Origin of the sequence: Vibrio sp. SCSIO 43155, assembly GCF_023716605.1 — a bacterium.
Classification (GTDB): Bacteria; Pseudomonadota; Gammaproteobacteria; order Enterobacterales; family Vibrionaceae; genus Vibrio; species Vibrio harveyi.
This window is the reverse complement of record NZ_CP071852.1, coordinates 1,269,618-1,291,445: the sequence shown is the minus strand read 5'-3', so window position 1 is coordinate 1,291,445 and position 21,828 is coordinate 1,269,618. Positions and strand designations below refer to the sequence as shown.

Sequence of the window (21,828 nt, the reverse complement as noted above, 5' to 3'; positions counted from 1 at the left end):
TAATGAGCTACCAAACCCAGTCTTACCAACCGCTATTAATGAACTTTGAAGAAGCGGCAGAACTAAGCAAAGCACTTGGCACGGATAGCCTATTAGGAAATGCACTAGCACGTGACATCAAACAAACTGACGCTTACATGGCAGAGGTAGGTATTGAAGTTCCAGGTCACGGCGAAGGCGGCGGTTACGAGCATAACCGCCACAAGCAAAACTACATCCACATTGATCTAGCGGGTCGCCTATTCCTTATCACTGGCGAACAGAAATACCGCGATTACATCGTGGACATGCTAACGGCTTACGCGAAGGTATACCCGACGCTAGAGAGCAACACCAGCCGTGACTCTAACCCTCCGGGTAAGATCTTCCACCAAACTCTGAACGAGAACATGTGGATGCTATACGCGTCTTGTGCGTACAGCTGCATTTACCACACATTGGAAGAAGAGCAAAAAACATTGATTGAAAACGATCTGTTCAAACAAATGATTGAGCTGTTCGTAGTCACTTACGGTCACGACTTCGACATCGTACACAACCACGGTCTGTGGGCTGTAGCAGCAGTCGGTATCTGTGGTTACGCAATTAACGATCAAGATGCAGTAGACAAAGCGCTTTACGGCTTGAAACTGGACAAGGTCAGCGGCGGCTTCCTAGCTCAGTTAGACCAACTGTTCTCGCCAGACGGCTACTACATGGAAGGTCCTTACTACCACCGTTTCTCGCTGCGTCCAATCTACCTATTTGCAGAAGCGATTGAACGTCGTCAGCCTGAGCTTGGTATTTACGAGTTCAACGACTCGGTAATCAAGACCACGTCTTATGCCGTATTTAAGACGGCATTCCCAGATGGTACTTTGCCAGCACTGAACGATTCATCGAAGACGATTTCGATTAACGATGAAGGCGTAATCATGGCTACGTCAGTGTGCTTCCACCGTTACGAGCAGTCTGAAACGCTACTTGGCATGGCAGACCACCAGCAAGACGTTTGGGTTCATATCTCAGGTAAAACATTGTCTGACGCAGTTGCAGCCGCAGATAACATCAAACCGTTCAACTGGGGTAGCCTCTTCGTGACTGATGGTCCAGAGGGCGAAAAAGGCGGCGTAAGCATTCTTCGTCACCGTGACGAGCAAGACGACGACACAATGGCGCTTATCTGGTTTGGTCAACACGGCTCCGATCATCAGTACCACTCAGCGCTAGACCACGGTCACTACGATGGTTTACACCTGAGCGTGTTTAACCGCGGTCATGAAGTGCTGCACGATTACGGCTTTGGTCGCTGGGTAAACGTTGAGCCTAAATTTGGCGGTCGTTACATCCCAGAGAACAAGTCTTACTGTAAGCAGACGGTCGCACACAACACAGTAACGGTTGACCAAAAGACACAAAACAACTTCGACACAGCGCTAGCAGAAACCAAGTTCGGTTCTAAGCACTTCTTCAAAGCTGATGACGAAAAACTGCAAGGCATGAGCGGTCGCATCTCTGGTTATTACAACGGCGTAGACATGCAGCGCAGCATCATTCTTGCTGAGTTGCCAGAATTCGAAAAACCGCTTGTGATTGATGTTTACCGCATCGAAGCAGATCAAGAACACCAATACGACCTGCCAGTGCACTACTCTGGTCAAATCATCCGTACGGATTTTGAATACGATGTAGAAAGCACGCTGCGTCCAATGGGCGAAGACAACGGCTACCAGCACCTATGGAACATCGGTTCTGGTCAAGTCGAAGGCAGTTCACTGGTAAGCTGGTTGCACGACAACAGCTACTACTCGCTAATCACAAGCGCAACTAACGGCAGCAAAGTGTTCTTCACCCGCACAGGCGCAAATGATCCAGACTTCAACTTGAAGAGCGAACCAGCACTTATCCTACGTCAATCAGGTCAGAACCACGTGTTTGCCTCAGTGCTAGAAACACACGGTTACTTCAACGAGTCTATCGAAGCATCGGTTGGCGCTCGTGGCCTAGTTGAGTCAGTAACCGTCGTTGGCAACAACGAAGTGGGTACTGTGATTCGTCTGCAAACCACAACAGGCAACGCTTATCTGTTCGCTATTTGCAACTTAGATGAAGACAAGCAAAACGCTGCACATCGCGTTGAATTCGACGGTGTGGCTTACACTTGGGAAGGCGCATTCGCACAAATTTAATCTTTAGATAGCCACTAAAAATTAATGTAAAAAATCGGGAACTAATTCAAAGCCGGACGTCATGTTCGGCTTTTTTTCGTTCAATTCAAATCACTAAGTCTCTCTCAGTTTTATCAAAACAAATCGTTTGTACGTGTTTTATTGAAGGCACAAAAAGCACCTAACCACAGGACTCTGCTGATTAGGGATAGTTGAAATTAATCATTAGCTATCAGGTTACTTGCGGTTTAGCTTTAACTTAGAGAACAAAACTCCACCAACTTGACCAATGTTTCGGGCTTTTCAAAGCGAGGGCTTCTTGCTCTCTCTTGAATCTGACCTATCACTCAAAACGCCCCTTTCACTAAGTACCTTAGCCGCAGAAATCGGTGCTGAAAGCCCCTCTCATCGGTTGTCTCCCTTCCATAGTGAGCAAGCAACTGGCATAAAAAAGCCCTCGTCGTTGAGGGCTTTTAATCGGATGACAACTTACTTATTAATCATACATAAGCTTTTCTGCTTTCTTTAAATCAAACTCATTAAGGGATTTACGCGCCAAATGCCTAAATGGTAGCGCTTTTACTATCTCCTCAAATGGCATGACGGCGAACGCCCAGAAAAAAGAAAGGTCCCAATGCAGAATGATCAACGCACATAACGGGATAGACACTATCCACTGACCAGTGAAGTTAATCTTGAATACTTCCGTTGTCTTACCTAATGCACGTAAAACATGCCCATGCACCGTGTTATAGCCACGCACAATTGGCAACAAAATGTACAGCGGGGCAATAGAAGCAAGTGCAACGTATGTAGTCGGGTCCAAATCTGGATACAAATCTGGAAGAACGAAACTCAACGCAAGAAAGAAGGCAGCGGACACAAATGAGATCATCACTGCCATATCGATGCTGATATCAACGTTCTTACGTAACTCATCCATTTGTCGTGACCCGATAGCTTGACTGATCGTAATCGCCGACGAGTGTGCCCAAGCGGTGATGAACTGTGTACCTGCTTTAATCCAAGGCATCACAATGGTCATAGCTACGTAGGCGTTCAAGGTAAGCTGCGAGTACAGCAACATGTAAATGGTCGCACCGGTTTGCAGCATGGTCACGTTTGCTGCAACAGGGAAAATCTCTTTAAAGTGATTGAGTGTGTTTCTCTTCAGTGAAGCATCCAGATTTTTAGTCGACAAGACAATGGAGTCATCTAACTTGATACAGAGAGTCAAATACGACAGTCGAATGGTGATCGCGATTAAGCTGCCTGCCGCTGCACCTTGCACACCAATCCCCTCAAAGCCTGCTAATCCGTGAATCAGCACATAAGACATTGCCATGTTCACTGGCAACTCAATCAAGTAACCTTTAAACGGCACTTTGGTTCGACCAAGTGCATTAAACAAAGCGATCATCACTTGAGTAATTGCGTTGAAAATAATGATGAACTTAGCAACAGCAAGGTAGCGTTCAGTCTCTGCATAAAGGGCGACATTATCGGTTAACTTACTGATCAGCGCTTTGTCGAAGGCGGTAATTAATGTCCAAAACAAGACCGCGACCAAAACGTTGATAATTAAGCCCGCCCAGAAGCCTTTGTTGAGCGACAAATGTTGCCCAGATCCGACCGCACGGCTAAGTACCAACTGTGAACCGTTCGCCAACGCCATTTGTATACCTAAAACAAAGGAGACGATAGTGGTAGCAATACCCATGGCAGCAAGAGAAACTTCACCGAGCGGTGATACTAGGAAGGTGTCGATCATTAACATCGACTGCATTAACAGTGCGTTCAAGGCCAGAGGCCAAGCGAGGGACAGATTTTTTCTTATATAGGGTTGGGAAGACATGCTAGACCTTTCAAAGTTGTCACAGAGAACCGCAAACACAACAAGCGGTTGTCATTAAAACCTTGGCTCTGCCCCCCTTTTCATATTCATGGGGCAAAGCCAAACATATGTTGATTCATCAACCGTTAACGACCTGGGACAGTTTTTGGTTTTCGTCATTCAGCAAAGTGTGCGACGCTAACCGAGCTTGATCGCCATTGCCCGCCATGATGGCGTCATAAATTTCACGATGCTCTTCAATGCAGAATCGACCACCTTCAGCTGAATGATCGATAAACAGCTTAAAGATGGTCGAGAGAATATTGCCAAACGGAATATAGAATTGGTTACCCGTGGACAAGAAAATTGTCTGGTGAAACAGGTGGTCGTTGACCGTCCAATCGTCATAGTCATAGCGACTGGCTGCCATGGTCATACGCTGAAAAATGACCGACAATTCCTTTCTTTGCTCTGCCGTTGCGTTACTTGCAGCCAAGGCACATGCCTCAGGCTCAATCGCTTTACGTAGCCCCAAAAACTGAGCCAGAAACGGCTCGGTATCTTCTAAATCTTGAATCCATTCCAAGAGTTGTGGATCGAGAAAATGCCAATTATTACGCGCACGAACTGTTGTCCCTACTTTTGGCTTAGACTCGATCAACCCTTTTGCTGAAAGCAGTTTGGTTGATTCGCGCAATGCCGTACGACTCACCCCAAATGCGTCACAGAGTTCCATTTCATTCGGTAGCCTTTCATTTTGATTTAGCTCACCTGACAGTATTTTGCGGGCGATTTGTCTGGCAACTTGCACATGAATCTTGCGGTGTGAATCTTCCACAAGAGAAAATTTTGCCATTTGACGCTCCTTATAATTATGTTTCCAGTGCTTTGGCACTCAATAAATGATCAAAAAAAGCCAGACGAAGCTGGCTTTTTGAGGTCAGTGTATTCGTCTGAAACGAAATGGGTCAGCGCTTATGGCGCCATTTGACCACCATTTACATCCAGAACTTGACCAGTGATGTAACCCGCACATGCATGTGAAGCGAAGAAAGCAAATGTTGGTGCAACTTCGTCGATTCGACCAAAGCGTCCCATTGGAATGCCATTTGCGATCGCCGCTTTCAACTCATCAGACTTACCATCGTGGAATGCTGTGTCGATTGTGCCCGGTGAAACGATGTTGAAACGGATATTGTCTTTAGTGAACTCTTTCACCCAGTTACGGTGAATGTCATGCAACCACGCTTTTGATGCTGCGTAGATACCTGCACCAACACCACCACCTTCGCGAGCAGCGATAGAACCAGTACTAATCACACAAGCAGTTTCACCAGATTCTGCAGCCGACGTACGTAGGTGTGGGATTGAATATTTGGTTGTCATTAACGCTGAACGTGCGTTCAGATCCATTACACGGTTGTAAAACTCATCATCAATGTTTTCTAGGTTTTCACGACCGCCAAGACCACCAGCGTTGTTGATTAGCACGTCCATGCCACCGAAATGATCAGTGAACTCCTTAACCAGTTTTTCGCAATCAGCGGTCACCATAAGATTCGCTTGGAAAAACTTCACATCACCACCAAGTGCGGTAAGCTCGGTTACCGCAGCATCGGCATCCGGACCAGCTTGATGACTGTTGATGCCGATTTTTGCGCCGTATTTTGCAAACACGCGTGCAGCCGCTAAGCCCATACCTGCTGTAGAGCCAGTGATAAGTACGCGTTTACCTTTCAAATCGTTAAACATTACGGTTTACCTATGTTAGTTATTCGTGCCGAACAAATAAATCATACAATAAGATCTTTCTCCTGCAAGCGTATTTACTATCAATTGAGTGAGAACTGGCAAAATTCGTCATTTTTGAACCGCAATTGTGCTTCTGGTCACAGTGTGCTGGATTTTTGAGCTCTTATTTGTATGAATAATTTAACAAGTTGATAGCGTTCAAAACGATTGAGAGAATAGGCTGAAGTCAACGCAAACATTGATTGTGCCTGCTGCAAAGAAAGGTTCTGTGACCCCTCTTATATTACGTTAACATCCGCTTGGTACAGGGATGTAGGAGTGCTATAGTACGGCTTAAATAATACATATTTAGCAATTAAGTGAAGATTATGTCTGGCGAATTTCATTCTATCTCAGGCTCGAAGCGAAGCCTTCATGTGCAAGTTGCACGTGAAATCGCTCGTGGCATTTTGTCTGGTAAGCTCCCTCAAGGTTCTATCCTACCCGGTGAAATGGTTCTTTGTGAGCAATTTGGCATTAGCCGCACCGCATTACGTGAAGCAGTAAAATTGCTGACGTCGAAGGGTCTGTTAGAGTCTCGTCCTAAAGTTGGTACGCGTGTTATCAACCGCGCTTACTGGAACTTTTTGGATCCTCAATTAATTGAATGGATGGACGGACTTGCTGACACTGACCAATTCTGTAGTCAGTTCCTAGGTTTACGCCGAGCTATCGAACCGGAAGCCTGTGCACTCGCAGCTATCCACGCGACAGCAGAGCAACGAATTGAATTATCGGAAACTTTCCAACAAATGGTTGAAGTGGCAGAAGCCGAAGAATTTGACCAAGCACGTTGGATGGAAGTCGATACCCGTTTCCACAGCCTAATCTTCAATGCGACAGGTAACGATTTCTACCTCCCGTTTGGCAATATTCTGACGACCATGTTCGTGAACTTCATTGCCCACTCTTCGGAAGAAGGTAGCACATGTATCAAAGAACACCGCCAAATTTACGATGCAATCATGGCAGGTAACCCGGATAAGGCTCGCCAAGCTTCGGCAAACCACCTACTCGATTCAAAGCACCGCCTGACCGCAGTCAACTAAAGCACTTTCTAGATCTGACATTAAAAAGCACGCCCTAGCGCGTGCTTTTTTGTCTACTCTTTCCTTCTTATCCTCTCAGAATCCCTTCGACCTTCACAAAAATTTTCCTAATCAATGACACTTTGCATGATTTTGGATATATAATAATACAAATAAAATTATCTAATGTGCCGTGTTATGACTGAATCTCTGCTGCCAAACATCTTGCAATTTATTGGGCAAATCGACCCATTCGACAAAATTCCAAAACCGGCTTTGCGTGAACTCGCATCGCACGTGCAGATTACTTACCTTGGCAAAGGTGAAGTCATTGACCAATGCGTGACTGGGCAAGAGAAATCACTCTATATCATCCGCACAGGCTCCATGGAACAAAGAAAGTCTGATGGTGTGCTGCGCGCGAAACTGGGTCCTGAAGACATTTTCGGTTTTACTTTTCTTGGTAGCCAAATAGACAGCAATAAGGGCTATCGAGCCATCGCTATTGAGAACTCGCTGGTGTACGTAATTCCTAATTCTGCTCTCAAAAAATTGTTTGAAGCGCACCCTGAGTGTGCGGAGCATTTTGCTTCACAGGCACAGGTTCGTTTGAAATCAGCACTGGATGTCGTTTGGTCCAACAAAGAGAAAGGTTTGTTCATTCGCCGAGTTGGTGAAGTCGCCAGTGGTCGCGTTGCTGTAGTGACAGCCGACCAGTCGATTCAAGCCGTTGCCAACGAAATGCTAACTAAGTGCTCGCCTTGTGCCGTGGTTTATGAGAATGACAAAATCGTCGGTTTAATTACCGACCGCGATATGACCAAGCGTGTTATCGCGCAAGGGGTAAGTACCGACAGCCCTATTTCAGAGGTCATGACGCACGATCCACAGACCATCAAACCGGATGACCTAGTTTTACACGCTGCATCTATGATGATGCAACACAATATCCGCAATCTGCCGCTGGTCGAGAGCAATAAGGTCGTAGGTGTTCTTACTACGACGCACCTTGTACAAAATCACCGCGTACAAGCGATCTTCTTAATCGAAAAAATCAAATATGCGGGCAGCGTAAAATCACTGTCGAGCTTCACACCAGAGCGCCAAGCTATCTTTGAAGCTCTGGTTGATGGGCACGTTTCACCGGAAGTCATCGGTAAAGTGATGACGATGATCATGGACGCTTACACGCGCCGCTTGATTCAAATCGCGATTGATAAACTTGGACCTCCACCATGTAAGTTCTCATGGATTGTGGCAGGTTCGCACGCTCGCAACGAAGTCCACATGCTGTCGGATCAAGACAGTGCGATTGTCCTTGCTGACCACGCGACGGAGAATGACCGAATTTACTTCAAGCATCTTGCTATGATCGTCAGTAACGGCCTTGCGAGTTGTGATTATCCTTTGTGTCCTGGCAAATTTATGGCCGCAACGCCAAAGTGGTGCCAACCTTTGAGTGTCTGGAAGAAGTACTACAAGAAATGGGTTGCCAACCCAGAGTACGAACGCTTACTGAACATCAGTGTGTTCTTGGAAATTCGTACCCTTTATGGCAATAAAGATTACGAAAGTATCTTGCGAGATGAACTGCACACCAACATTCGCAGTAACCGTGAATTCCTTTCCATGCTGGTGAATGATGCGGTAAACACGAACCCTCCGCTTGGCATCTTCAACAGTTTAGTCTTGGAGAAATCCGGCGAGAATAAGAAGACGCTAGACGTGAAAAAGTACGCCATCAACCTAATCATTGATTTGGCGCGCATTTACGGTTTAGCAGTTGAGTGTGATTTAACCGCGACCGACGAGCGTTTCAAAGCCGCCAATGAAGCGGGTGTATTGAGTGAAGATGCGTACAAGAACATCCTGAACGCGTACCAGTTCATCTTGTCGTTCCGTTTTGGTCATCAGTTAGAGGCGCTTAAACGCGGTGAAGAGCCAAATAACCACATCGACCCAAACACGTTCGGTAGCTTTGAACGCCAACACCTGAAAGACGCCTTCCGTATTATTGCAGATTTGCAAGAAGCCGCGAAAGTGCGCTTTGGGAGCCGTTAATGAAGCGTATCTTAGACCACTTTCATCCTTGCTCACGCCTGAATCGAAAGCGTGAGCAATACGCGAAGCAAACAACAATGCCAGAGCACATCAAAGCGTTGGTTCAAACGCCATATTTGGACGCCACGCAATTCGCTCAGGATGCCAGCTATATTGTATTGGATTTGGAAACGACAGGATTAGACAGCGAAGAAGATTTGATTTTATCAATCGGCTGGGTCGACATTGTTCATGGCAAAGTAGATCTTGCCACCAGTCAGCACATGTACATTAATAGCGATTCACAAATCAAGCCAGAAACAGCCGTGATCAACCATATTACGCCGCAAATGTTGTCTGAAGGTGTTTCTATCCATGATGCAATGCGTGCATTCTTCTGCGCAGCCAAAGGCAAGATTTTAGTCGCTCACGCTTGTGTCGTCGAAACTCAGTTCATCAATCAGTATCTTCAGCGCGTGTTTAAACTCAGCGAGCCGCCCTTGGTTTGGCTCGACACTATGTGCATTGAAAAACACTTACAGAAAGCAATCAATCCTCGTGACGAAATTGATGTCACCCTATCAGGCACTCGCGCTCGTTATGGCTTGCCTGAGTACAACGGACATAATGCGTTAGCGGATGCGGTCGCGACAGCAGAGTTGTTGTTGGCACAAAAAACTCGAATTACACCTCAAGGGAAAACTACCATCGGTACCCTTTATCGATTGAGTCTCTAGCTCACTATACATTCGAATATGAAAAAATCTGACGTATCTAGCGCCGGCTTCCTTTTGGTGACGGCGAACTTGGTTGCGTCTCTTTCGAACGTGTCACTCAAAATGCTCAATGGCGAAGTCCCCACTTTTTAATATGTCTTTATTCGCCAGTAAATCCGACAAGTTACCAATCAAAGTGGATTAAACATAGATCATGCGGACGTTTTTAGGTTCATGTTGATATGCTTTTGTACTGTAATCATGCGAAAGCCATACAAAAATAGCCCGCTTCGGGGCGGGCTATTGGAAAGACTCTAAATTTGTATTCGCTTGGATTAGAAGCTGTACGTGACACCAACACGGCTACGTAGCTGGCGCGATGAGCTGTCATCACAAGAGCTGTTACACTGAACGTTACCGAACTCAACGTATGGACGCCAATCCCAACCTTTCTCTTTGTAACCCACTTTTAGGTTGTAATCCCACTCGTATTTACCGTCACGGTTGCCAAGCTTCCACTCATCACTGAAGAAATCTTCTTTGTAGTTCGCTTCAAAGCCAAATTGCCATGCGTTCCAGTTGTAATCGATATTACCTGTGATCTTGCCTGCGTTTAGTGAGTCATGTTGCTGACCATCTAAGCCCGTTGAAGTTTTACCCGATGCGTAGTTGCGGAATTCGTGGCGGTAGCGAAGCTTCGTTGTGATACCAGAATCGAATTTGTATTGAACGCGAACCTGAGGTTTGTATGTCACGGCTTCGTCACCAAACGTAATTGGCATCGAAGTAGTAATACGCCAGTGGTCATCCAATTTGAAGTGGTAACCATATTCAAACTCACTGTCACCGCGCTGAAGTTCACTTAGGTTGCCTGTGTGCTTCATTTCAACGCCGTAGTAATGATTGCCAGTGCTACCACTGATCTTAATACGACCTGCCCATTGTTCTGAATCGTGTTTGTATTCTTCACGGAAGTCTAGTGATGCGGCTGAAATACTGCCTGCAAAAAGGGTGGTCGCGATCGCTAAAGCAATTTGTTTTTTAGATGTCATAGTAGTGTTCCACTGTAGATAAATAGTTTTTCAAAGTGGCGACGCATTACACGCCGCCCTTCTAGGGTTTTATTGTTTTGGGTAAAGCAATTCGATATCGCGCTGAGCCCAAACTTCTGCCAAATTCTTCTTCACTGTGAATCGGCTAAAGTCGGTTTCTGTTGCCAGTTTCACCCATTCAGGTTTCTCCATCGCCACACCTGCTTTTAGGTAAATTGGTGTCATGCGTTCTACTCGGCGTGGATTGTCTTTTGCGGTGTATGGCCAGTCAGACGCTGGATCTTGATAAGTCGCCATTAGCTGAATGCCTTGTGCTAACGAGCCACCTTTCTTGTTTTGGTAGTGCCAGAGGTCGATGCCCACTTTGTCACCGATTTGAGCGATGCCGACCAATGGATCTAAGCTGAAGTAGTGGTAGTGGTAAGCACGAGTGCGTTCGATTTCATGAGGTTGAGAACCGTCTTTTTCAAACTGAGTGTCTACACGCATCTTGCCCTTTTGAACCATCTGTTTTGCTAGAGGCTCATTACCTAAGAAGTAAGCAATACTCGCGACTTGGAAGTCATACCAAGTGCCGTGGTTGTTCGCCGCTGCCGCTTCGCCTTTCGGACCACCTGATAAGTCATCAACAATCAACCAATCTAAGTACTCGCCGTACCATTGTGTGATTTGCTGTTCGTCTTTATCCGTCCAAGCTGGAGAAAGCGATAGGATGGCAATGGAATCCAGCATGCGATCTGCCAGCGTACGTGTATCAATGATGCCGCCACGACGTCCTTCTGCTCGTCCAGGAACACCCTGCCCGTAATTCACGTTCGGGTTCATCTTGGTTTCGTCATTCATAAACCAAGTGCGAACATACTCAATACCTTGGTTTGCGTATTTCTCGTCTTGACTGAAGTAATAAGCCAATGCAAGTGCACGAACAGAGCGCGTGAAATGACCTATGCGTTTAGAATCTGTTTCCGCCGTTTTCGAAGCAGGGTTAGTTTTGCCATCATGGCGGACCCAAGGAAGACCATCTTCTTTGGATTCATCTGGCCACCAGTAAGGGCTGATACTCATGTAATCGTTTTTGCTACCGCTTGGTGGAGTCATGCCTTTCGCGGTAACCGTGAACGGGCCATCTTTCATTGCCAGTTCTGCTTCTTCAATCAGACGATCGTACGCGTCTTTCATTGAATCGCTCGCTTTATCTGACTGTAAAACAGCGCGATTTTGTTCAAGCGTTGCTTCATCAAGAAACACAAAGTCTGCAGCAAGAGTGTTAGCACTGAAAAGAATGGTGCTGAGGCAGGTTGCTAGATGTAGAGGTCGTAGGGGTTTCATTATTATCGGCCTTATATCTTGAGTTAAAATACTACAAATATAGTACCCAGCCGATGTTGAGCGTTCTGTGAATTAGATCTAATTGTATGATTTATCCACGCTATCAAACTTTGTTACAACCACCAAAGTTGACATTAACTTATTGATATTAAATATATTACCGATATTTACGGCTCATTAATTGTCTTAATATTTAGGCTAAAAATGTGCTCTACCGCATATTTTTGCACCAAATGAGTTCATTTTTATTTGTCATACAATATAATCATTTCAAGTTTTTGGGACACAGAACATCAAATTGCTATTGACGCGCACTTTTTCGCTCTTTCCTTTTCTACATAGAGTCCAATAACAGGTTAAGCATCGCTTGGTTATAGAGACGAAATGAGAAAGGCCGAGGCTATATAAGCAGAGGTCACTTATGTCAGGCTGAGACATAAGTGGATAGAAGAATTAAGTAAGTAGAAGAAATAGCAAATAGAAGCAAAGTATAGCGAACAAGATGGATGCGACCAGTGAAACTTTCGACATTGAAGAATGCTGTTTTGTCATCCCTACTCGCTGTTGCTCAAGTCTTGATGGTTCTAAGCAGCTTATTGTTACTTCCAACGGTTGTAGTTCTCATTGGACTTAAATGGCTGTAGCGGTTTGTCTTTTGTAACAGACACTTATAGAGACAAATCAACAGCCTGTTTTCGCTATCAATAGGTAACAAGCCAAGGAAAACGCTTAATTGGTTATGACTAATTGCGTTTTTAGGAGTAGTTACTTAAGTGGGAAATGTTTAATACCAATCGGCATAAGTAAAGCGCCGAGATCGATCAGACGAGGATGATGACTTGTGTCGATTGGTATAGTTGCTCCCATATCATAACAACACTTTACAGAGCCTAGCTTTGTTGAACTTTGCAATGATTGTCGAAGATCTTACAGCGTAACGTGCTTAGCAGCGATGAGAGATATACCCCTCGAGTATCTTTCAGCTACATCCAGAACCTCGTTTCACTGTTCTATTGCAATCCAACAGAGCCCTTGGCTCAGACGGTATCAATACCGTTTTTCGCCCACGCATTACAGGCATGTCGTGGGCGTTTTTTTATCTGCAATAGTCATACAAATCTGACAATACTTCACACCTTCTTACGCCGTTATAACCCTTATTAACTAAGGCTATAAACGCCATTGAACCAATCGAGTGCACGCCAAAGGCATTGATAACTTGTCGTGATATTGACTTGGTGCACCCTTCCCCTTTTGAGTGCAATGTCAATATCCGATCATGATCACTTGTATGATTATTCAAATGACCCATTCCGGATCATTCGTCACGCTTTTGAGTTATTGTACTACAAATAGGCAAACTGATAGTTAATATTGCCTCAAGACATTAAATAACGATCAAAAGGTCTAAAGATGGAACTCAATACCCTTATTGTAGGCATCTACTTTCTATTCTTAATTGCAATAGGTTGGATGTTCAGAACGTTTACCAATACGACTAGTGACTATTTCCGAGGCGGCGGCAACATGCTTTGGTGGATGGTTGGTGCAACGGCCTTCATGACGCAGTTCTCTGCATGGACGTTTACTGGTGCTGCTGGTAAAGCTTATAACGATGGTTTCGCGGTTGCGGTTATCTTCCTAGCAAACGCATTCGGTTACTTCATGAACTTTGCGTATTTCGCACCAAAGTTCCGCCAGCTACGTGTAGTAACGGTAATTGAAGCGATTCGTATGCGTTTCGGCACCACGAACGAACAAGTCTTTACTTGGTCTTCCATGCCAAACAGTGTGGTATCTGCTGGTGTTTGGTTGAATGCACTGGCGATCATCGCTTCTGGTATTTTCGGCTTTGATATGACAGCAACCATCTGGATTACCGGTTTGGTGGTACTGATGATGTCAGTGACGGGTGGCTCTTGGGCAGTTATCGCGTCTGACTTCATGCAGATGGTGATCATCATGGCGGTAACGGTAACTTGTGCAGTTGTTGCGATCGTTCAAGGCGGCGGCATTACTGAAGTCATCAGTAACTTCCCTGTCGCAGAAGGTGGTTCTTTCGTCTCTGGTAACAACCTGAACTACCTAAGCATCTTTAGCATTTGGGCGTTCTTCATCTTTGTTAAGCAGTTCTCTATTACCAACAACATGTTGAACTCTTACCGCTACCTTGCAGCAAAAGACTCGAAAAACGCGAAGAAAGCGGCATTGCTAGCGTGTGTTCTAATGCTAGGCGGTGTATTCATTTGGTTCATGCCTTCTTGGTACATTGCGGGTCAAGGCGTAGACCTATCAGCGGCTTACCCAGATGCAGGCAGCAAAGCAGGCGACTTCGCTTACCTTTACTTCGTACAAGAGTACATGCCAGCGGGTATGGTTGGCCTTCTCGTAGCAGCAATGTTTGCAGCGACCATGTCTTCAATGGACTCAGGTCTAAACCGCAACTCTGGTATCTTCGTTAAGAACTTCTACGAACCAGTGATTCGCCGTGGCCAAGCATCAGAGAAAGAGCTGGTAACGGTATCGAAAATTACGTCAACGGTATTTGGTATTGCCATCATCCTAGTTGCGCAGTTCATCAACTCACTAAAAGGCCTGAGCCTGTTCGACACCATGATGTACGTTGGTGCCTTGATCGGCTTCCCAATGACAATTCCTGCATTCCTAGGCTTCTTTATTAAGAAAACGCCAGACTGGGCTGGTTGGGGCACGCTGATTGTCGGTGGTCTTGTCTCTTACGTTGTTGGTTTCGTTATCACTGCTGACATGGTTTCTTCAGCATTCGGTCTTGAGCAGCTTACTGGCCGTGAATGGTCAGACGTTAAAGTCGCGATTGGTCTAGTTGGCCACATTACGCTAACGGGTGGCTTCTTCGCTCTATCAACGCTGTTCTACAAGCCTCTGAGTGAGAAACGTCAAGCAGACGTGGATAAGTTCTTCGACAACCTATCAACACCACTTGTTGCTGAATCTGCAGAACAGAAAGTTCTTGATAACAAGCAACGTCAAATGCTTGGCAAACTCATCGCAGTCGCTGGTGTAGGCGTAATGTTGATGGCGCTACTGCCAAACCCAATGTGGGGACGCTTAGTCTTCATCTTGTGTGGTGCCATTGTTGGTGGTGTTGGTCTACTACTTGTTAAAGCGGTTGACGACAACGGTACTCAAACCCAACAAGCGGTAACCGAAAGCTAAATCTACCTTATGAAGCGGTTGTACACAGCCGCTTCATTCTTCCCTTATCACTCAGGTCTATTTGTTTACTTTTTTGTTAAGTCCGTTGCGGTTGAGACATTAAATAACCAGCGAATTTAACAAAGAAATAATCATACAAAATAAGCAAAATGTATAACCAAAGTTTCTTGTTGAAACGATAAGCGAATGTAATTAACGGGGTTCCATACTGACAAAACTCATCATAAGTTATTGAATAATAGACTTTAAGTTCACAACCATCAGTTCGTGTAGATAGAAGCAGAAGAATGTACTGGGTCAAGCAGATTTCCAGTATTAATCACCTCATCACACAATTGAATTATTGTAGTACAAATAAATAATCGAACGGATAATATATCTGGCAGAAATCAATGACTATGAGAAGGTCGAAAAATGGAACTCAATACCCTGATTGTTGGCATCTATTTCCTATTCCTCATTGCGATAGGCTGGATGTTTAGAACATTTACAAGCACCACCAGTGACTACTTCCGCGGGGGCGGCAACATGCTGTGGTGGATGGTAGGCGCAACGGCGTTTATGACCCAGTTCAGTGCTTGGACATTTACTGGTGCGGCCGGTAAAGCGTACACCGATGGCTTCGCTGTAGCGACTATCTTCTTAGCGAATGCGTTCGGTTACTTGATGAACTACCTGTACTTCGCACCGAAATTCCGCCAGCTGCGCGTTATCACGCCAATTGATGCGATTCGCATGCGCTTTGGTCGCTTTAATGAGCAAGTATTCACTTGGTCTGGCATGCCAAGCAGCGTGATTTCTGCGGGTATCTGGTTGAATGGTTTGGCGATCATCGCATCGGGCATTTTCGGCTTCGATATGACAACCACCATTTGGATCACGGGTTTAGTGGTACTGATGATGTCCGTAACGGGCGGCTCTTGGGCGGTTATCGCATCTGACTTTATGCAGATGGTCATCATCATGGCAGTAACAGTGACGTGTGCTGTGGTTGCGGTAGTAAAAGGTGGCGGTATTACAGAAATCATTGCGAACTTCCCTGTTCAAGAAAACGGGTCTTTCGTAACGGGTAACAACCTGAACTACCTCAGTATTTTTGGTATCTGGGCAGTGTTCATTTTCTTAAAGCAGTTCTCTATCAACAACAACATGTTGAACTGTCACCGTTACCTAGCGGCAAAAGACTCTAAGAACGCGAAGAAAGCTGCACTACTAGCGTGTGTACTAATGACGGTGGGCGTATTGATTTGGTTTACCCCTTCTTGGTTCATTGCAAGCCAAGGTGTTGACCTATCAGCGCATTACCCAGAAGCGGGCTCTAAAGCAGGTGATTTTGCTTACTTGTACTTTGTTGAGCAATACATGCCGGCTGGCATGGTTGGTCTGCTGATTTCAGCGATGTTTGCAGCGACGATGTCGTCAATGGACTCAGGTTTGAACCGTAACTCAGGCATCTTCGTGATGAACTTCTACTTGCCGATTCTACGCCCGAACGCGACAGAAAAAGAGCTGATGATCGTATCGAAAATCACCTCTACCTTCTTCGGCATCGCGATCATCTTGATTGCCCTGTTCATCAACTCGTTAAAAGGTCTGAGCCTGTTCGACACCATGATGTACGTTGGCGCGTTGATTGGTTTCCCAATGACAATTCCAGCGTTCTGTGGCTTCTTCATCAAGAGAACACCGGATTGGGCTGGCTGGGGCACTTTGGTGGTAGGTGGCATCGTGTCTTACACGGTTGGTTTTGTCATCACACCGGAAATGATTCAAAACTGGTTTGATCTTAAACCTCTAACAGGTCGTGAATGGTCAGATCTAAAAGTTGCGGTTGGTTTGATTGGTCACTTGGTGTTTACCGCAGGCTTCTTTGCTCTGTCGACACTGTTCTACAAACCGCTTGAAGAGAAACGCCAACAAGACGTTGACCGCTTCTTCAATAACTTAGCAACACCGTTGGTTTCTGATTCAACGGAACAGAAAAAACTGGATAACAAACAACGCCAAATGTTGGGTTCGTTGATTGCCGTGTCTGGTGTGGGTGTGATGGCGATGTTCTTACTGCCTAACCCATTCTGGGGACGCATGATTTTCGTGTTCTGTGGTGTGATTGTTCTTGGCATCGGCGTGGCGCTGATGAGAGCAGTCGATGGCAACGCAGAGCGCGCTTCTGAGGGGGCTCCGATAACGGAGAACTCATAACGAGAAACAAGCGGTTGAGTATTCAACCGCTTTTTGTGCTTCTACAAAGAGATACATTATGAAAAAAACAATGCTTGCTGGCGTGGTTGCCACGTCCATTTCTGCCCTAACCCTAGTAGGTTGTAACACTTCACCTTCTCAAACCACGGAAGCTGCGGCTCCCGCTGTTGTTGAAACCGCAGTGAATGACATCACTCGCGATTACTTGCTTGCTACGGATCGCTTAAACACAGTGGATGGCAGCGCACTTCAAGCGCAATCCGCAGACACCGTGCAAGCATTGAAACAACAAATGGAGAATGCCGCAGACGGTACAATAATTACGATTCCTGCGGGTAAATACGCGGATCTTGATATCGTCACGGTAAAAGCCAACGACATTACCATCAAGGCGGAGCAACCTGGCAGTGTTTGGCTAACGGGTTTGGCTCAGCTTCGTCTTGAAGGTAACAACATCACTGTCGACGGTTTGGTGTTTACCAAAGGCGGTCCTGCTGAACGTTTCGGTGGTGTGCGTATGATGGGTAACAACAACACTTTACAAAACTCTACGTTCTACTACTTCAACCACGCTTACGAATACCAACCGGACGAACGTCGCTCGGAATACCCGAAATACTTGTGGGTTTCACTTTGGGGTAAAGATGGCAAGGTGATCAATAACCGTTTTGAAGGTAAGCAAAAGCGCGGCACGTTAATTGGCGTACAAAAAGACGACATACCAGATAACCACCTTATTGCTAACAACATTTTCTTGGACCAAAAGCCAAATCAGTTCAATGAATTCGACATCAAAGATGCGATTCGTTACAACGGTAACAGCTGGGAAGCAATTCGAATCGGCGATTCAAAATCGTCTCAATGGGCGTCAAACTCTAAGTTCACCAATAACCTGCTGATTGATATGGATGGTGAACGCGAGCTGATTTCGATTAAGTCAGGTGGCAATGAAATCTCTGGCAATACTATCTTTGAAAGTGCGTCTCTGATTTCTCTTCGTCACGGTAAAGCGAACGTAGTGAAAGACAACGTGATTCTAGGTAACGAAAAACTGCTTACTGGCGGTATGCGTGTTTACGATGAAGACCACGTGATCGAGAACAACTACATCACTGGCACGCGTGGTCGTGATGGCAAAATTGAAGGCAATGCGGATCTACGTGGCGGCATCGTAATCAATACGGGCATCATTGATGTGGCAAACGGCGAGAAGCTCGACCAAGCAGTGAAAGGCAAAGAGCTCAACAAGCAATGGACACCAAAGAACATCACCATTCGTAACAACACCCTTGTAGATACGGAATGGGGCATTGTCTACGGCAACCAAACGCACCGTGTGAGCCTGTTCAACAACAGTGAAGTGAAAAACATTTTCGCTGGCGTAGATGTTCACTTCGATAGCAACGTGGTTGATAACCATCAGCAAAAGCAATTCGTCAGTGTACGTGCGACAGAAGAGTTACCGCTGGTCAATCCTACCTACAACAACGAAGTGTACGTTGGCACGGTGACTAACGCAGAGCAAATCGCTTCTTACTCAGTAGAACTGCCGAAGAGCGAGCAAGCAAAAGGCTTTACCCAATACCAAGGCGTTGGTGCGGATACGAGCAAGCTGTCTGTAGTAACGGCAGAAACAGCTGGTCCTGATTACCTCCTTGCAAATACCCAAAAGTAATTCTGCTTTAGAGTTTGCTTCCAGTCTGGTGATACAAGCCAGACTGGTTTCCCTCTCCTTTCACCAGTAACCCCACAATAACTGAAGAAAATTTCACCACCCTACTGTCTCCCAAGATTGAGTTGTGGTTTAATTGTATGACAATTATAAAACTCTTTTCTTTTGCTGCGGATACACTCATGGATGCTGTTTTACATCAGTTGCAATTCTCGTTATCGATCACTGGTCCCATCTGCTTAATGCTGGTTTTGGGCGTTGTCTTCAAACGCATAGGACTTATCAACGACAACTTTATCGAAATCGGCTCTAAACTGGTGTTTCAGGTCACGCTGCCTGCGATGTTGTTCTTAAGTATCGTCGTCTCCGAGCACGATTTCTCCGCGGCTAGCGGCTTCGTCAATTACGGTATTGTTGCCAGCATCGCGTTTTTCATTTTCACCTATGTTTCCGTCAAGCTGTTCTTCAAATCGTCACCCGATCAAGGCGTTTTAATCCAAGGTGGCTTTCGCGCCAATACGGGCATCATCGGCATTGCGTATGTGGCGAATGCTTACGGTTCACAAGGTGTGGCGCTGGCTGCACTTTATGTTGCGGTAACCACCTTTATCTATAACGTACAAGCGGTCATTTGTTTGTCTCCAAAAGGCGCAACGTCTGGATCTCAAGCCGCCAAAATGATGGTGAGAACCTTAACGCGCAACCCGCTGATCATCGCGATCGTCTCTGGCATGGTGTTCTACCTTCTGTCGATTCCTGTTCCAGATGTAGCGATTGATGCTGGTAACTACCTATCGAAGATGACGCTTCCCCTCGCCCTCTTGTGTACCGGTGGCTCACTCGATTTAAGTTTGATGAAGAAAGAGAAAGGGCCGTCTTGGTTTGCCAGCAGCTACAAACTGGTCGTCGCCCCTATCGTGATTACCACAGGTGCATATTTAGTTGGCTTTCGAGGGATTGAGCTTGGCATTTTGTTCTTTATGAACGCTTCTCCCGTTGCGGCGGCAAGTTATGTCATGGCACGCTCTATGGGAGGTAATTCTGTCTTAGCGGCAAACATCATCGCTTTAACGACCGTACTCTCAACAATTACCTGTACATTGGGTATCGTCATTCTTAAGAGTTACAACCTAATTTAATCGGGACATAACCCCAAGTAGGAGAGATCGGCATACGCTTCCCAGCAATTAACCGATATAATGCGCTAAAAAATAAGGATTTCTATAATGAAACTCATCGCATTATGTTTGGGCGTGTGTTTAAGTGTGGTCAGCCTAACGGCAAATGCAGCTTCAACGACTTATGTTCGCTATCAGCACCTCGGGAAAATCAGTTACGGCAAGTTAGTAGAAGACTCAATCTATCCTCTTAAGGGGGATATTTTCTCCGATTCATCACTCTCACCTCGTCAAGTTTCCGTTGATGATGTCAGTCTGCTGCTTCCGACTAAGCCAGAAAAAGTGTTCATCGTTCAAGCGAAAAAACAAGCAGATAAGGCGAAGAAAAGTGATTATCAGTTTTTCTTTAAACTGCCTTCAGCGTTAATTTCTACCGGCGCTCCAATCCAAGTGCCATCTGATGCCGATAACATCGAGTATTCAAGCTCCCTCGTGGTCGTGATAGGAAAGCAAAGTAAGAACATCGATACTAAGCAAGCGTCAGCCGCTATATTTGGACTCACCGTTGGGGGCGATCTTACGGAAACAAACTGGCTGCAGCATGATGCCCATTCGCTAAGAGCAAAAAGCGCAGACGGTTTTGCCCCAATTGCGAATGAGATTGTTCGCGGACTCGATTTCACCCAGATTCATGTTTCTTCGCAAATCAACGGTAAAGCCATTAACAATGACGCCTTTGCTGAAATGACCTATTCTCCAGCAGAAATCGTGAGTGAACTCAGTCAGTATTTCACACTCAAACCGGGCGATTTAATTTACATCGACTTACCAACCCACACTGTGGAGGTGAAAGATAACGATGTCGTTTCTGTTTCACTCAATGGCATCGTTAAAGTTGAAAACAAAATTATGTTTTAACCAATACAAAAAAGCCGAACAGCAGTCACTGTTCGGCTTTTTATTTTGCGCGACATGAATCCTCTTACTGATTCGGCACGCCATTAAGAAACTCTTGAAAGCTCGGCGCTCGTACTCGGCTCAGTACCCTTCTCATGTCTTCCATCAAGCTGTCATCAGACCAATCGACACGAATATCGATCGGCGCATGAGTATAACTTTCTATACGAAGAGAGGCAGAATAGGTACCGCGCTTATCCCCTCCCGCTTCCAATGCGGCTTCTAATGCAGAAATAAGCACTTCCGCTAGCGTTGCCTCATAGTTATCACGATATTGCGGTTTGCCCCCAGCTCTCACTTGCTCGGCATTGCTCACAGTCTGAGCTAGGAACGAATCTGCAAACGCCTCAATAACCGCATCACTTTCAAGCATGTTTCCGGCAACCGCCAAATCTTGAAGTGCTAGAGAGCCGACGTACGCGATGTTCTCTTCGCCGTTTATAAACGCGGTATGACCATGTTTGTCCATTACCATACATTGGCGCTTGGCGAATTCCGCATCACCTTCTTTCAAACGGTCAATCGCCTCATGACAAGACAGTCCTTGAGATAACCATCGCTTGGCATTGTCTGCATACCAAGGATTGGTAAACAAACCTTGAGTTGCACAGGCGCCAATTCCACGCCAACTGTGGTTCACATAACCACCAACTGCAACGCCGCCAGTGGCTGTGATGGAAGCCGATAATCCCGTTTCAGGATTAACATGAATAAGTGAAATCGTCATAGATTCTCGATATAAAAAGA

15 protein-coding genes and 1 pseudogene are annotated in these 21,828 nt (G+C 45.7%); 10 read left to right on the top strand and 6 right to left on the bottom strand.

Annotation, left to right across the window (positions count from 1 at the left end; all coding sequences use genetic code 11):
* Positions 1–2: 2 nt before the first annotated feature.
* A complete protein-coding gene (locus J4N44_RS05955) occupies positions 3–2,168 on the top strand; it encodes a heparinase II/III domain-containing protein (protein WP_047513413.1) in 2,166 nt (721 codons plus the stop codon).
* Between the two features lie 475 nt (positions 2,169–2,643).
* On the opposite strand, the gene J4N44_RS05950 is transcribed toward J4N44_RS05955, so the two are convergent.
* The 3 genes from J4N44_RS05950 to J4N44_RS05940 all read right to left on the bottom strand — a co-directional run bounded on the left by J4N44_RS05950 (position 2,644) and on the right by J4N44_RS05940 (position 5,733).
* Entirely contained in the window at positions 2,644–3,933 is a 1,290-nt protein-coding gene (locus tag J4N44_RS05950) for an MATE family efflux transporter (RefSeq protein ID WP_017188222.1), read from the bottom strand.
* Positions 3,934–4,120: 187 nt separating this feature from the next.
* On the bottom strand, positions 4,121–4,837 hold the full coding sequence (locus tag J4N44_RS05945; RefSeq protein WP_005450855.1) for a FadR/GntR family transcriptional regulator: 717 nt from the start codon (positions 4,835–4,837) through the stop codon (positions 4,121–4,123).
* A gap of 119 nt (positions 4,838–4,956) precedes the next feature.
* Entirely contained in the window at positions 4,957–5,733 is a 777-nt protein-coding gene (locus J4N44_RS05940; RefSeq protein WP_005450856.1) for an SDR family NAD(P)-dependent oxidoreductase, read from the bottom strand.
* Between the two features lie 368 nt (positions 5,734–6,101).
* Between J4N44_RS05940 and J4N44_RS05935 the strand changes: the two genes are divergently transcribed.
* The 4 genes and pseudogenes from J4N44_RS05935 to J4N44_RS05920 form a co-directional block, all read left to right on the top strand.
* Positions 6,102–6,821, top strand: a complete 720-nt coding sequence (locus tag J4N44_RS05935) for a FadR/GntR family transcriptional regulator (RefSeq protein WP_005450857.1) — start codon at positions 6,102–6,104, stop codon at positions 6,819–6,821.
* A 177-nt stretch (positions 6,822–6,998) separates the two neighbouring features.
* Positions 6,999–8,861, top strand: coding sequence for a putative nucleotidyltransferase substrate binding domain-containing protein (locus tag J4N44_RS05930; RefSeq protein ID WP_005450858.1), 1,863 nt, complete (start codon positions 6,999–7,001; stop codon positions 8,859–8,861).
* On the top strand, positions 8,861–9,577 hold the full coding sequence (locus J4N44_RS05925; protein WP_047513402.1) for a 3'-5' exonuclease: 717 nt from the start codon (positions 8,861–8,863) through the stop codon (positions 9,575–9,577). Before J4N44_RS05930 ends, J4N44_RS05925 begins: the two co-directional genes overlap by 1 nt.
* Before the next feature lie 18 nt (positions 9,578–9,595).
* Positions 9,596–9,706 (top strand): annotated as a pseudogene (locus J4N44_RS05920) (DMT family transporter); the annotation flags it as partial.
* A 185-nt stretch (positions 9,707–9,891) separates the two neighbouring features.
* Here the strand turns inward: J4N44_RS05920 and J4N44_RS05915 are convergent.
* Both J4N44_RS05915 and J4N44_RS05910 read right to left on the bottom strand, forming a co-directional pair.
* On the bottom strand, positions 9,892–10,608 hold the full coding sequence (locus J4N44_RS05915; RefSeq protein WP_029789095.1) for an oligogalacturonate-specific porin KdgM family protein: 717 nt from the start codon (positions 10,606–10,608) through the stop codon (positions 9,892–9,894).
* A 69-nt stretch (positions 10,609–10,677) separates the two neighbouring features.
* Entirely contained in the window at positions 10,678–11,937 is a 1,260-nt protein-coding gene (locus J4N44_RS05910) for an alginate lyase family protein (protein ID WP_187992378.1), read from the bottom strand.
* 1,413 nt (positions 11,938–13,350) lie between these two features.
* Here J4N44_RS05910 and J4N44_RS05905 point away from each other — a divergent pair.
* From J4N44_RS05905 to J4N44_RS05885, 5 genes are all read left to right on the top strand, one after another.
* Positions 13,351–15,132 (top strand): sodium:solute symporter family transporter, encoded by a 1,782-nt coding sequence (locus J4N44_RS05905; RefSeq protein ID WP_009698216.1) that lies wholly within the window; start codon positions 13,351–13,353, stop codon positions 15,130–15,132.
* Between the two features lie 414 nt (positions 15,133–15,546).
* Entirely contained in the window at positions 15,547–17,334 is a 1,788-nt protein-coding gene (locus J4N44_RS05900; RefSeq protein ID WP_009698217.1) for a sodium:solute symporter family transporter, read from the top strand.
* 58 nt (positions 17,335–17,392) lie between these two features.
* The gene (locus tag J4N44_RS05895; RefSeq protein WP_252044957.1) at positions 17,393–19,009 is read left to right on the top strand and encodes a polysaccharide lyase 6 family protein; all 1,617 of its coding nucleotides are present in this window, start codon (positions 17,393–17,395) and stop codon (positions 19,007–19,009) included.
* A gap of 179 nt (positions 19,010–19,188) precedes the next feature.
* Complete coding sequence (locus tag J4N44_RS05890) at positions 19,189–20,145, top strand: AEC family transporter (protein ID WP_009698219.1); 957 nt, start codon at positions 19,189–19,191, stop codon at positions 20,143–20,145.
* An 87-nt stretch (positions 20,146–20,232) separates the two neighbouring features.
* The gene (locus tag J4N44_RS05885) at positions 20,233–21,042 is read left to right on the top strand and encodes a fumarylacetoacetate hydrolase family protein (RefSeq protein ID WP_050923204.1); all 810 of its coding nucleotides are present in this window, start codon (positions 20,233–20,235) and stop codon (positions 21,040–21,042) included.
* Between the two features lie 64 nt (positions 21,043–21,106).
* Here the strand turns inward: J4N44_RS05885 and J4N44_RS05880 are convergent, their stop codons facing one another.
* Complete coding sequence (locus J4N44_RS05880; protein WP_252044956.1) at positions 21,107–21,808, bottom strand: DUF1028 domain-containing protein; 702 nt, start codon at positions 21,806–21,808, stop codon at positions 21,107–21,109.
* Between the last annotated feature and the right edge of the window lie 20 nt (positions 21,809–21,828).

Excerpts from the sequence above, each read along its gene's own strand:
- J4N44_RS05925 (WP_047513402.1), top strand. The coding sequence starts at position 8,861 with ATGAAGCGTATCTTAGACCACTTTCATCCTTGCTCACGCCTGAATCGA.
- J4N44_RS05955 (WP_047513413.1), top strand. The coding sequence starts at position 3 with ATGAGCTACCAAACCCAGTCTTACCAACCGCTATTAATGAACTTTGAA.
- J4N44_RS05885 (WP_050923204.1), top strand. The coding sequence starts at position 20,233 with ATGAAACTCATCGCATTATGTTTGGGCGTGTGTTTAAGTGTGGTCAGC.
- J4N44_RS05880 (WP_252044956.1), bottom strand. The coding sequence starts at position 21,808 with ATGACGATTTCACTTATTCATGTTAATCCTGAAACGGGATTATCGGCT.
- J4N44_RS05930 (WP_005450858.1), top strand. The coding sequence starts at position 6,999 with ATGACTGAATCTCTGCTGCCAAACATCTTGCAATTTATTGGGCAAATC.
- J4N44_RS05940 (WP_005450856.1), bottom strand. The coding sequence starts at position 5,733 with ATGTTTAACGATTTGAAAGGTAAACGCGTACTTATCACTGGCTCTACA.
- J4N44_RS05910 (WP_187992378.1), bottom strand. The coding sequence starts at position 11,937 with ATGAAACCCCTACGACCTCTACATCTAGCAACCTGCCTCAGCACCATT.
- J4N44_RS05945 (WP_005450855.1), bottom strand. The coding sequence starts at position 4,837 with ATGGCAAAATTTTCTCTTGTGGAAGATTCACACCGCAAGATTCATGTG.
- J4N44_RS05890 (WP_009698219.1), top strand. The coding sequence starts at position 19,189 with ATGGATGCTGTTTTACATCAGTTGCAATTCTCGTTATCGATCACTGGT.
- J4N44_RS05905 (WP_009698216.1), top strand. The coding sequence starts at position 13,351 with ATGGAACTCAATACCCTTATTGTAGGCATCTACTTTCTATTCTTAATT.
- J4N44_RS05950 (WP_017188222.1), bottom strand. The coding sequence starts at position 3,933 with ATGCAGTCGATGTTAATGATCGACACCTTCCTAGTATCACCGCTCGGT.
- J4N44_RS05915 (WP_029789095.1), bottom strand. The coding sequence starts at position 10,608 with ATGACATCTAAAAAACAAATTGCTTTAGCGATCGCGACCACCCTTTTT.
- J4N44_RS05895 (WP_252044957.1), top strand. The coding sequence starts at position 17,393 with ATGAAAAAAACAATGCTTGCTGGCGTGGTTGCCACGTCCATTTCTGCC.
- J4N44_RS05935 (WP_005450857.1), top strand. The coding sequence starts at position 6,102 with ATGTCTGGCGAATTTCATTCTATCTCAGGCTCGAAGCGAAGCCTTCAT.
- J4N44_RS05900 (WP_009698217.1), top strand. The coding sequence starts at position 15,547 with ATGGAACTCAATACCCTGATTGTTGGCATCTATTTCCTATTCCTCATT.